14 protein-coding genes are annotated in these 12,028 nt (G+C 43.0%); 8 read left to right on the forward strand and 6 right to left on the reverse strand.

The features are described from left to right. Positions 1-59: 59 nt before the first annotated feature. Together ACE38W_RS09340 and ACE38W_RS09345 are read right to left on the reverse strand one after the other, a co-directional pair. Positions 60-461: a hypothetical protein gene (locus ACE38W_RS09340; protein ID WP_375830313.1), complete on the reverse strand. Its 402-nt coding sequence runs from the start codon at positions 459-461 to the stop codon at positions 60-62. Positions 462-637: 176 nt separating this feature from the next. Then, on the reverse strand, positions 638-1,462 hold the full coding sequence (locus ACE38W_RS09345) for a UDP-2,3-diacylglucosamine diphosphatase (protein ID WP_375830316.1): 825 nt from the start codon (positions 1,460-1,462) through the stop codon (positions 638-640). A gap of 185 nt (positions 1,463-1,647) precedes the next feature. Here ACE38W_RS09345 and ACE38W_RS09350 point away from each other — a divergent pair, with 185 nt between their 5' ends. From ACE38W_RS09350 to ACE38W_RS09385, 8 genes are all read left to right on the forward strand, one after another. Next, entirely contained in the window at positions 1,648-2,298 is a 651-nt protein-coding gene (locus ACE38W_RS09350) for a DUF47 domain-containing protein (RefSeq protein ID WP_375830319.1), read from the forward strand. 46 nt (positions 2,299-2,344) lie between these two features. Next, positions 2,345-3,346 (forward strand): anion permease, encoded by a 1,002-nt coding sequence (locus ACE38W_RS09355; protein ID WP_375830321.1) that lies wholly within the window; start codon positions 2,345-2,347, stop codon positions 3,344-3,346. A gap of 227 nt (positions 3,347-3,573) precedes the next feature. Further along, entirely contained in the window at positions 3,574-4,446 is an 873-nt protein-coding gene (gene rfbA / locus ACE38W_RS09360) for a glucose-1-phosphate thymidylyltransferase RfbA (RefSeq protein ID WP_375830322.1), read from the forward strand. 30 nt (positions 4,447-4,476) lie between these two features. Next, positions 4,477-5,505 carry a UDP-glucose 4-epimerase GalE gene (galE, locus tag ACE38W_RS09365; protein WP_375830324.1) on the forward strand — a complete coding sequence of 343 codons (1,029 nt, stop codon included), beginning with the start codon at positions 4,477-4,479 and terminating at the stop codon, positions 5,503-5,505. A gap of 52 nt (positions 5,506-5,557) precedes the next feature. After that, positions 5,558-6,520 (forward strand): transketolase family protein, encoded by a 963-nt coding sequence (locus ACE38W_RS09370; RefSeq protein ID WP_375830326.1) that lies wholly within the window; start codon positions 5,558-5,560, stop codon positions 6,518-6,520. 164 nt (positions 6,521-6,684) lie between these two features. Then, positions 6,685-7,236 carry an RNA polymerase sigma factor gene (locus tag ACE38W_RS09375; protein ID WP_375830327.1) on the forward strand — a complete coding sequence of 184 codons (552 nt, stop codon included), beginning with the start codon at positions 6,685-6,687 and terminating at the stop codon, positions 7,234-7,236. A gap of 103 nt (positions 7,237-7,339) precedes the next feature. Then, positions 7,340-8,083: a hypothetical protein gene (locus ACE38W_RS09380; RefSeq protein ID WP_375830328.1), complete on the forward strand. Its 744-nt coding sequence runs from the start codon at positions 7,340-7,342 to the stop codon at positions 8,081-8,083. 3 nt (positions 8,084-8,086) lie between these two features. Next, positions 8,087-8,584, forward strand: a complete 498-nt coding sequence (locus tag ACE38W_RS09385; RefSeq protein WP_375830330.1) for a hypothetical protein — start codon at positions 8,087-8,089, stop codon at positions 8,582-8,584. 74 nt (positions 8,585-8,658) lie between these two features. On the opposite strand, the gene ACE38W_RS09390 is transcribed toward ACE38W_RS09385, so the two are convergent. From ACE38W_RS09390 to rodA, 4 genes are read right to left on the reverse strand one after another with little or no spacing between them, the layout of a single operon-like run. Then, positions 8,659-9,015 carry a nuclear transport factor 2 family protein gene (locus ACE38W_RS09390; protein WP_375830332.1) on the reverse strand — a complete coding sequence of 119 codons (357 nt, stop codon included), beginning with the start codon at positions 9,013-9,015 and terminating at the stop codon, positions 8,659-8,661. 60 nt (positions 9,016-9,075) lie between these two features. Continuing rightward, positions 9,076-9,906 (reverse strand): AraC family transcriptional regulator, encoded by an 831-nt coding sequence (locus ACE38W_RS09395; RefSeq protein WP_375830333.1) that lies wholly within the window; start codon positions 9,904-9,906, stop codon positions 9,076-9,078. 28 nt (positions 9,907-9,934) lie between these two features. Further along, complete coding sequence (locus ACE38W_RS09400) at positions 9,935-10,684, reverse strand: MBL fold metallo-hydrolase (RefSeq protein ID WP_375830336.1); 750 nt, start codon at positions 10,682-10,684, stop codon at positions 9,935-9,937. A gap of 43 nt (positions 10,685-10,727) precedes the next feature. Continuing rightward, the gene (gene rodA / locus ACE38W_RS09405) at positions 10,728-12,014 is read right to left on the reverse strand and encodes a rod shape-determining protein RodA (protein WP_375830337.1); all 1,287 of its coding nucleotides are present in this window, start codon (positions 12,012-12,014) and stop codon (positions 10,728-10,730) included. Positions 12,015-12,028 lie beyond the last annotated feature (14 nt).

Below are 12,028 nucleotides of genomic sequence, written 5' to 3' on the forward strand. Positions count from 1 at the left end.
ACAAAAGTCCAGCTGCCCAGGCAACCAGACTTAAAAAACAAATCACGATTTAGCTTAGATTAAAAAGAAATATTTTGTTGGGGAGATTGCCTGTTATTATTCATCAACATATCTAGTGAAATATCCAGCTGATAATTCCTTTCATCTTTTTTAGGTTGAAGAGAGGCAATCTGGTATATATGCTGACTTTTATTGGTAAAGGGCTTGTTATCTTTATTACATAACTCCAAAGTGAAATTGAATCGTTCTTCTACTTCTTCTTCAAATTCTCTCAGGCTTAAGGTTTCATCAATAGGAAATTCCACCAGCGACTCTTCATCGAATCCTGCTTCTTTCAATGTATCGAATGCATTGGCTAGGGTATGACGCATATATACGGCCACGTTACAGGACAGCAGACGTTGTATCTGCATTTGCAGGAGGGAAATGGTCATTAGTGGATGTAACTTCAGTACTTTCATTTTTCTGTATGATCTTTCAATTCCAAATGGTCCAATACGGATACTTAATGATTAATTATCCAGCAAACTTAGCTGGCTACTTTTAATTTAATATTAAGTACCTGTTATGTTTATGTGAAAATTATGAATAGGATAGATATTAATAATTAAACGAATACAAATTGCAAATTATTACCTCAGCGCAGTCCAAAATCATTGGGAGTAGGAAAAACGAGGGGCAAATCATCTTCGTCTTCCGGAAGTACCACTTTAGATTTAGATACGGGATGTTGGTATAGGGTCCATTGTTGGTTGGCATATTCCAGCGCAGTAAGGCTTTCCACCCAGTCGCCGGAATTCAGATAGGTTACAGTTTTACCTGCTACCTGCATTTCTTTTATCAGTGGCTGGTGGATATGTCCACAGCAAACCACATCAATGTTTTTATCAACAGCGATCTCAGCCACTGTTTGCTCGAAATCAGAAATGAATTTAACCGCCTGTTTTACCCCTTGTTTCACTTTTTTGGAGAAAGACATTTTCTCTCGTCCAAAACGTTCGAGGGTATTATTTACAAGCCTGTTCAGAATGATGAGCAGGTCATATCCTTTACCACCCAGTTTGGCGAGCCATTTAGAATTTTTCATGGTGATATCGTAGACATCTCCATGGAAAAACCAGTGTCTCTTTCCATCCACATCCAGAAACAATTTATCATCAATGCGGAAATTGCTCAGTTCAAAGCCGGAGTATTTGCGTAAAGCCTCGTCGTGGTTGCCGGTCAGGTAAACCACTTCTGTGCCTTTTCCGATCATTTTGAGGATACGGCGTATCACCTTGGTATGTGCTTTAGGGAAATAACGCTTGCTAAACTGCCAGATATCGATGATATCTCCATTCAGCACAAGAATCTTTGGATCTATGCTGTCCAGGTACTGAATAAGCTCTTTTGCATGACAGCCGTAGATTCCGAGGTGTACATCGGAGATTACTGCTATTTCTAATGAACGCTTGTCTGACATCAATTGTAGGTATGAACAAGCAGGCTACCCGGCTTGTTTTATGAGTGTAATTTTCAATACAAAGGAAAAATCGCTATATTACTTTTATATTAATCCAATGTTAAGGAATTATTAATTCCTGCTTTGGATTCGAACCAATGCTTCAGGCGGACTATTTTTGCGGCAAAATTTTTAAACTCAAACGTATGGGAGGCTTCAATTCTTTTGTAAAATTATTCATGCCGAAAGACCGGGTATTTTATTCTCTCTTTGAAGATGTAGCTTCCAACTTAGTGGAAATGGCACAGGTTCTCAATGAACTGGTAGCCACTACAGACCTTTCAGTCAGAAAGGATAAAGTACATCTGATCGAGCGTCTGGAGCACAAAAACGATGACTACACCCACCGTATATTTGTTGAATTAGGTCAGAACTTCATTACTCCTTTTGACCGTGAAGACATCCACTACCTTGCTGCTACTTTAGATGACGTTGCCGATTATATCCATGGCTCTGCCAAAAGAATGGATATCTATAAAGTTCATAATATCAACGACAGCATCCGTAAACTGGCTGAACTCATTCACCTGGGCGTGCTCGAACTCCATAAAGCTATTCATGAGCTCCGTACCATGCAGAACATGCGTATCATCACTGATGCATGTGTAAAAATCAACAGCCTGGAAAACCATGCTGATGACATCTATGACATGGCAATCGCTGATCTGTTCGAAACAGAACAGAACGCAGCTGAACTGATCAAAATGCGTGAAATTTACCAGGCACTGGAAATCGCCACAGACAAGTGCGAAGACTGCGCTAACGTAATCGAAACCATTATCATCAAGTACTCTTAATTGAGAGTTACTTTGCCTGTCCTGAACGTATAATCACGGTAGCACCATGACTTTACTAGTAGTTATTATTATTCTGGCATTCATCTTCGACTATATCAATGGTTTCCATGATGCCGCCAACTCTATCGCAACGATAGTATCGACCAAGGTACTGACGCCGTTTCAGGCCGTACTTTGGGCCGCCTTGTTCAACTTTGCAGCTTTTTTTATTGCCAAATACATTATTGGAGAATTTAAAGTAGCCAACTCTGTTGCCAGCTCAGTTTTTGAACAATATATTTCTCTGAAGGTAATTCTCTGCGGTCTTATCGCTGCTATTACCTGGAACCTCTTTACCTGGTGGTTGGGGATTCCGTCCAGTTCCTCCCATACACTTATTGGAGGCTTCATCGGCGCCGCTGTTACCAGCGCCCGTACCCTGGATGTAATCAACTACCATAAAGTATTGCCAATCGTTTACTTCATCGTATTGGCGCCGCTCATTGGTATGGTGGTATCCTTTATCATCACACTCATTATCGTAAACGTATGCCGCCGCGCCAATCCTTTCCGTGCGGAAAACTGGTTCAAACGCCTGCAGCTGGTATCCAGTGCAGCACTGAGCCTTGGTCACGGTAGTAACGATGCGCAGAAAGTAATGGGTATTATCGCCGCAGCCATGGTGTCTGCAGGTTATATCCCTAACCTGAAAGCCATGCCAGACTGGATTCCACTGGCTTGCTTTACTGCCATCGCACTCGGTACCATGAGTGGTGGATGGAAAATTGTGAAAACAATGGGTACCCGTATTACCAAAGTAACACCGCTGGAAGGCGTTGCTGCTGAAGGCGCGGGCGCGATTACCCTGTTCTTTACAGAACACCTGGGTATCCCTGCCAGTACCACGCATGTTATCACTGGTGCAATCATGGGGGTAGGTGCAACCAAACGTCTCTCCGCAGTAAGATGGGGCGTTACCGTTAGTCTGCTCTGGGCATGGGTACTAACCATTCCTATTAGTGGTCTGCTAGCTGCACTGGTATATGCTATCACCAGCATCTTCATTTAATTAGCTTATTATACAAATATTGCCAAACCGGAATCTTCGATTCCGGTTTTTTTATTTTCTCTCCCAAAAACATTGCTGATACCAGCTTTTAATACTAGTTATCTCCCCTAAAATCGCCCAAATCAATTGCTAATCTGTATAAAATATAAATTCACGCAAACGTGTGCTCTTTATTTATACCTATAAACTACTATTTTTGTACGATTACTAAAGCAATTGCAAAACCAATGAAAGGAATTATCCTGGCCGGCGGTTCCGGCACCCGACTCCACCCCATTACGTACGCGATCAGCAAACAGATAATGCCAGTCTATGATAAACCAATGATCTATTATCCGCTGTCAACCCTGATGCTAGCGGGTATTAAAGAGATTTTGATTATCTCTACTCCGCATGATCTTCCTGCTTTTCAACGACTATTTGGGGATGGTAGCCAACTGGGACTGAAACTCAGCTATGCAGAACAACCACAGCCCAATGGCCTCGCACAAGCCTTTGTTATTGGTGAAGAGTTCATAGGAAAAGATAATGTAGCCCTTGTTCTGGGTGATAATATCTTCTACGGAGCAGGTTTAGGTACCCAACTCGCCAACAATGCAAGTCCTGATGGTGGTATCGTATATGCATACCAGGTATCAGACCCAGAAAGATATGGTGTTGTTGAATTCGACGCTAAAATGAACGTGGTTTCCATAGAAGAAAAACCTGTACAACCTAAATCCAACTACGCTGTACCTGGCCTTTATTTCTATGACAACGAAGTAGTGGAAATCGCTAAAAACCTGGAGCCTAGCCCTCGCGGTGAATATGAAATCACTGATGTGAACAAAGAATATTTGAAGCGCGGAAAATTAAAAGTTTCTATCTTACCACGCGGTACCGCATGGCTGGATACGGGCACCTTCGACTCCCTGATGCAGGCATCGCAGTTTGTACAGGTAATCGAACAACGCCAAGGCATTAAAATTGCTTGTATCGAGGAAATTGCCTTCCGTAAAGGGTTTATCGACGCCGCACAATTGCAGCAACTAGCCAAACCTTTGCTGAAAAGTGGTTATGGACAATACCTCGAAACTGTCCTCCAACAAAAAATGATCTGATATAAAATAAAATCGTAAATCGAAATTATCATGAAGGTTCTTGTTACCGGTGGTTGTGGCTATATTGGCGCCCATACTATTGTAGATCTTATTAATCATGGTTTCGATGTTGTATCCGTAGACAGCAACATCAGAAGCTCCACGCAATTGTTGGACGGCATTGAAAAAATTACCGGAAAAAAAGTCCGTAACTACAAAGTTGACCTTTGTAATCTGGAAGATACTCATGCTGTTTTCCACGAAAACCGTGATATCGTTGGAGTTATCCACTTCGCTGCACTGAAAACCGTCCCTGAATCAGTAGCAGATCCCTTACTGTACTTCCACAATAACCTGACCTCCCTCATCAACGTACTCAAATGCGTGAAGGAATTCAATATACCTAACCTGGTTTTCTCTTCTTCCTGCTCTGTTTATGGCAACGCCAAAGACTTACCAGTAGTAGAAGAAACACCGCTTGGCGAGGCACAATCTCCATACGCACGTACTAAACAGATGGGTGAACAAATCATACAGGATTATAGCCATGTAAATGATACCCAGTCTATCATCCTCCGTTATTTCAACCCAGTAGGCGCACATCCTTCCGGACTGATCGGAGAATTACCATTGGGTAAACCTGATAACCTGGTACCTGTAATTACGCAAACCGCAATCGGAAAAATCCCGAAAATGACGGTATTCGGCTCCGATTACGATACCCGTGACGGTTCTTGTGTACGTGATTATATCCATGTTACCGATATCGCTAACGCACACACGAAAGCATTACAATTCCTGATCGAAAAGCGTAATGATACCAATTGCGAAATCTTCAATCTGGGCACAGGTAATGGCGTAACTGTACTGGAGGCTATCAATGCATTTGAAAAAATCTCCGGTGTAAAACTCAATTACGTGATGGGCCCACGTCGTCCGGGTGATGTAATCGCTATCTATGCGAACAACTCCCGTGCAAAGGAAAAATTAGGATGGTTGCCTCAGATTGGTATAGAAGACTGCATGCGTACAGCATGGCAGTGGGAGGTAAGCCTTCGTAATAAAGTGCTGAGTAATTAGAACTCGTCAACCTAATTGATTACTTTTACGACATAATTTTAAAAGAACCGCAATGGTAAAAGATATTCAACCGATGAATGAGAAAGAAACCCGCGCCGGATTCGGCGAAGGGATTCTGGAACTGGGTCGTAAAAACCCTAACGTTGTTGCCTTGACAGCTGACCTGCTCGGCTCAATGAAACTCAATGCCTTTATTAAAGAATTCCCTGAACGTTTTGTACAGGTAGGTATTGCCGAAGCTAATATGATCGGTATTGCCGCTGGTATGACGATCGGTGGAAAGATTCCATATACCACCACTTTCGCTAACTTCTCTACCGGCCGTGTTTACGACCAGATCCGCCAGTCTGTTGCTTACTCCAACAAAAATGTAAAGATCTGTGCTTCTCACGCTGGTCTGACCCTCGGCGAAGATGGTGCTACCCACCAGATCCTCGAAGATATCGGTATGATGAAAATGCTGCCTGGCATGACCGTTGTTGTTCCTTGTGACTTCAACCAAACCAAAGCTGCTACCATCGCTATCGCTGATCACGAAGGACCTGTTTACCTCCGCTTTGGCCGTCCAAAATGGCCTAACTTCACACCGGAAAACCAAAACTTCGAAATCGGTAAAGCACAGGTACTTCACGAAGGTTCCGACATTACCCTCTTCGCATGTGGCCACCTCGTATGGATCGCAGTAGAAGCTGGAAAAATCCTCGAAGAAAAAGGTTATAGCGTGGAAATCATCAATATCCATACTATTAAACCACTGGATGAAGAAGCTATCATCAAATCCCTGACTAAAACCGGTTGTGCTGTTTCTGCAGAAGAACATAACGTACTCGGTGGTCTGGGCGACAGTATCGCACATGTAGCAGCACGCCACATTCCAGTGCCTATCGAATACGTAGGTACCAACGATACTTTCGGCGAATCTGGTAAACCAGTTGAACTGCTCACCAAATACGGCCTGGATGCAGCTCATATCGTTGCTGCTGCTGAAAAAGCAATAGCACGTAAAAAGAAATAATGCTATTTTATATAAATAGATATTCGAAGGGTCTCTACTAAATAGAGACCCTTTTCTTTTCTCCGTTGCATAGGTTCAAAAGAAAGTCAGGTAAGGGCTTTAAACTATTTGATCTTTTTTTTATCTATATTGTTGACATAAACCTGTCAAGAACCATTTAACCTATGGCCGTTACACAGGACGATAAAGAATTACTTGCGTTATACCGCAACGCGGATACCAGGGAAAAAGGCTTTACGCTCATTATACGCAAATACCAGGAACGGCTCTACTGGCACGTTCGGAGGCTCGTCGTAGACCACGACGATGCTAATGATGTGCTGCAGAATGTATTCATCAAAGTCTGGAAAAACCTGGAAGGGTTCAGGGAAGATGCGCAGCTATACACATGGCTGTATAAAATCGCTACCAACGAATGCCTTACTTTCCTGGAACAGTTGAAGAAAAAACATTCCGTTTCCCTATCCGATGTGGAATCAGGACTTAGTAACAAATTAAAGTCTGATACCCAGTTCGATCCCAATAAATTGGAATGGAAACTACAAAAGGCAATCTTACAACTACCTGAAAAACAGCGAATTGTATTTAACCTGAGATATTACGATGAAATGCCGTATGAACAGATGAGTAAAGTGCTGGAAACCTCAGAGGGCGCATTGAAAGCCTCTTATCACCATGCGGTGAAAAAAATAGAGGAATTTATTAAAAATGGTTGATATACCCCAGTGTATCAGGTATTTTAATCAAGTTTTAAACTTTTTTATAGAAAGATTAAAATATCATTAAACCATTAGTCATGGAAGCTGTCTAAAAAACGAGATGAAAAGGGGAAACGACATATTACATGAACTGCAACAAATAGCACCAACGGTCAACTGGCCAGAGGTTCTGCCGTTTACGACGCCAGAAGGTTATTTTGAGCATTTGCCGGAAATAATTTCCGATAAGATTCGCATGTATGATGCCCTGAACACCTCTTCCATTAACCCATATACTGCTCCTGACGGCTACTTTGAAAGCTTGCCTGCCATCATCCTTCAACGGATAAATAATGAAAGTGAACTTTCCGTTGATGCAGAACTGGAAGAACTGTCCCCTTTCCTTGCCGCTATGCCCAGGAAATCGCCATTCTCCGTTCCTTCCGATTATTTTAATCAGATAGATTACTTTAATCCTATCGATGAACAGGTAACACCCCGGCCAACCCCGGTTATTCCCATTAATCGCCCTGCAAAACGCAACAACTGGATGAAATGGGCCGCCGCTGCTTGTCTCGCTGCTTTAGTCAGCACCAGCGCCATTCATTTTCTCTCTGGTAATCGTCACAACGATACCAGCTACTTCGAAAATGAATTAGCCAATATCAGCGACGATGCCATCATCAGTTATCTGCAAAACCATGCAGACCCACTGGACAATGAATCTATTTATGCCCAGGTCGCCCAATCTGGCCAGGCCGCTAAAATGGATAATGCCAACCAGACTGGCGAAGAATCACCTACATCTGCATTAGAGAAATTTCAGCAGGAAGCCGATCTATCTAATGAGTTACCTAATAAGTAATCAATGAAACAATTTTCGAAAATATGGATTATCGTTGTTGTATTGCTCACCAGCATTACACCCCATATCTTCGCGCAGGAAGATGAAGCAGAGAAACTTAAAGCCCTTCAAGTTGCATTCCTCGCCAGTAAGTTAAACCTCACCAAACAAGAGGCACAACAATTCTGGCCGGTATACAATAACTACAGAGGCGAAATCGATCAATTACTTGCCGATAAAGCAAGAAATAAAAATATCGATACCAAAATGGACCATGCTGTAGATGCTGACGCCATCGCACGCAACAACATGGATAAAGACCTGAACTACGATAAACGTTACCTTGATATCAAAACCAGGTATACAGCCGAGTTTCAGCGCGTACTCCCTGCTCGCAAGGCAGGCCAGGTCTTTAATAGAGAAAAAGAATTCAGAAATATGATGATTTCCCGCCTCGGAAATGTCCGACAGGAACAACGTATCAATCGCCTTAACCAACAACAGGTGCGGCCAAGACACTAATATTCTTTCCTCAAAACATAAAAAGGGGCAGACGTTTTAAACGTCTGCCCCTTTTCAATTACTAACCATTATAATCAGGACATAGGCTTATAATGTGCTCTAACCTGTGCTATCAGACCTTTCTCATTTAACACCATCATCTCCGCACTCAAACTGTTATTCACGCTCTTGTAATATAATACCAGCGAATTAATGCCTTCCAGAATATGGTATAATTCAAAATGTAATTCCGGATAGGCGGCCAATGCACGCTCAAAATAGGAACGTAATGCTGCCTTTCCCTTTATACGACCCGCAGGATCATTATTAATACGCACAATTATTGGAGAATAGAATTCAATCTCATCATCATAATGCGACATAATCGCGTCCATATCATGGGCATTCCAGGCTTCCAGCCACGCAGTTGCAACTTCGGTTAAGGATGTCATCTTTTTTTTAACGCCAAGATAGGAATTAACACCGCTGTGCTATTGGCTGAAAAGCTCAAATTAGGCCGTTGCCCGCCATAGCAAAGGTGTAGCACGGAAATATTTTTTGAACTGATGATAGAAGTGAGAGAGGTCGGAGAAGCCAGTGCTATAGGCTATTTCATTAATAGGTGCAGGCGTTGTGCGCAATAGCAATGCCGCTCGCTGTAATCGCATTTCCCATACCCATTGCATCGGACTACAGTCATAAATATCCCTGAAACGACGCTTCAGTGTAGCAATGCTCATGTTGCCCTTTTGTGCCAGCTGGTCCAGTGATTTAATTTCACTGATATCCGATCCCATGTTTTCCATCACGGTAGGCCAGTCATTCCACATGACACTACCCAACATCTCCATAACATAAGGATATGACGCGAGTAATCCCTGTATCTGTTCAAACAGCGCCTGTGGCTCACTCGCCTGCTCCTGAGTATTGAAGTCCTGCATCAGCCGGGAAGAAAGCGAAAGCCAGTCTGCTGTTACCGGTAAATCCACCATTCCTGCAGATAGTATATTGGCAGATGCCCGCTTTTTTTGTGGAAATAAAGAGGTAGGAAGAATAATATTGATACTGGAAAAAGTTTCTGTGGTTTGCAGTATTTCAGAGCTGATCAGCGTTCCTGCTGGTACGAGGAATACATCACCCGGTTGCAGTGAAAAAACCTTTCCTCCATTGTACATGCGTTTCTGCCCACTGATGATCAGGTTCAGAATAGTAACGGGTGTATATAATTCATGTGTGGCAGCCTGTGGAAACCAGCCACAGGCTGCCCAGTCGCGCCCTTCATGCTCCCATGTGGTTATTTGCGACTGCCCACTCAAATGAAAAGAATCATACCTGCTGTACATCTTAACGGCTGAAATGGGGAAATATTAATTATTCAAATTTGGTAGTTGGCGTTTTAACATCATGGTAGAAAAGGAAATTCCAATCTTCCTGTTTACCACGTTCCAGGTACTCCTGACGCAGTTCCATGGCGCGTTTGCCGTCGTAATCATATTTCGCAACGAACCTGTTCTTCATCTGCGAAAGCTGCGGTGCTTCATCTCCACCAAAGAAAACTTTATCTTCTCCATCATCTACCAAAAATACCTGGTGATATGGACAATGGCCTCCCGATAACTCGTAATGAATATACCCGTCGATAGTGCCGTTACCAGTGGTAAACACTACATTGTCGCGCTGTTGGAGTAAGATGATATCTTCTGAATGATAAGATTTACCGGCATGTTCCATCGCATACAACATTTCCTCATTATTCACATAGTAAGTGGCATTAGGAAAAGTAAGGGTACGTTCGCCGGTAACAGGATCTTCGGCAGATACGCCACCAGAGTGGTCTTTATGGAGATGGCTCATCAACACCTTGGTGATCTCCATCGGATTGATTCCATTGTCGATCAGGTGTTGATGAATCTGCAATACCCCGTCGTCGTTACGAAAACCGAGGCCAGTATCGAATAATATATAATCGCGGTCAGTGATGACCAGGAATGGTTGAATTTCTACCAGCAGAGAGCCTTGCGGCCTGTCCTGCATTTTGTCTGTTGCCAGATTAAACGGCTTAAATAGCTTGGTCCCGTCTACTGTAAACGACCCTTCTGAAAGAGGAATTATACGTGCCATTTTGCAAAGATACTAAATATCAATTCCCCGTTCTGTGCCAGGCTTATCTCAATACCATCTGCCTGTCTGCATCCAATCGGAGCATGATGAAGATCAGCATGGTAAAGGCTAACAAGGAGCTACCACCATAACTTACCAGCGGCAGCGGGATACCAATTACCGGCGCCAACCCTATGGTCATAGAAATATTGATGGCAAGGTGGAAGAAGATAATACTGGCTACCCCATAGGCATAGACTCGCGTAAAGGTCGATCGCTGTCGTTCCGCCACATGTATAATCCTAAAGAGCAATGCCACATAAATAGCGAGAAAAAGGACGCTACCAAAAAATCCGAAATCTTCCCCAATGGTACAGAAAATGAAGTCCGTACTTTGTTCAGGTACGAAATCGTAACGGGTCTGCGTTCCTTTCAGGTAACCTTTACCCCAGAAGCCTCCCGAACCAATTGCGATCATACTCTGACGCGTATTGTAAGTTGCCTTAGGATCATTTTCCTTACCCAGCATTACTTCAATACGTCGTACCTGATAGTCTTTCAAAACCTTGGTAAACGCAAAAGGTACGATGAACATAACGAAGATGGAACAGAAACCATAGATACCAAGTATCAACAATAACCTGGACCGCTTTCGTTTTATTTCCCGTCGGCTGAAATAGATGATCAGCGCAGTTATGACGGAGAAGATGATGAATAATATCTTTTTTTCTACCAGTAATGCCGACAATACCAGCACGATACCAGAGAATGCAATTACAAGTAAAACACCTGGCAAACCTTCGCGGTACATTACCAGGAAGAAGGAGAAATAAACCAGTGCCAGTCCAGTTTCAGACTGAAGAATGATAATACCAGCCGGCACAACTGCAATAGCTGCTGCTATTAGTCGCGACCTTAGCTTCGTAAAATCCGTTTCCTGCGACGATAAATATTTGGCGAGTGCCAGGTTGGTACAGAGTTTCGTTAGTTCGGCCGGCTGAAACTGGAAACCTCCTATTACCAGCCAGGAGTGCGATCCTTTTACATCTTTACCAATTCCCAGTACCAAAAGTAATAGTAGTATCCCGCCCGCATACAACAGATTGGCCGTAGCCGTAAAGAACTTACTATCCGTCAGCCATATGACCGATGCAATAATAATGGAAATACCAAACCACATTAACTGCCTGGAATAGTTCTTATTGAGATGGATAATATTTTGCCAGACATTATCATCACCCCGGTATTCCGCAGCAAATATGGACATCAGGCCTATGATCACCAATGCCAGGTAGAGGCCTACTATAGGCCAGTCTATCCCTTGGGTCAATTTGGTTTGCGCGCGGTTCATTATCTGTTAGTTCG

This window comes from Chitinophaga sp. Hz27 (assembly GCF_042263525.1).
Taxonomy (GTDB): Bacteria; Bacteroidota; Bacteroidia; order Chitinophagales; family Chitinophagaceae; genus Chitinophaga.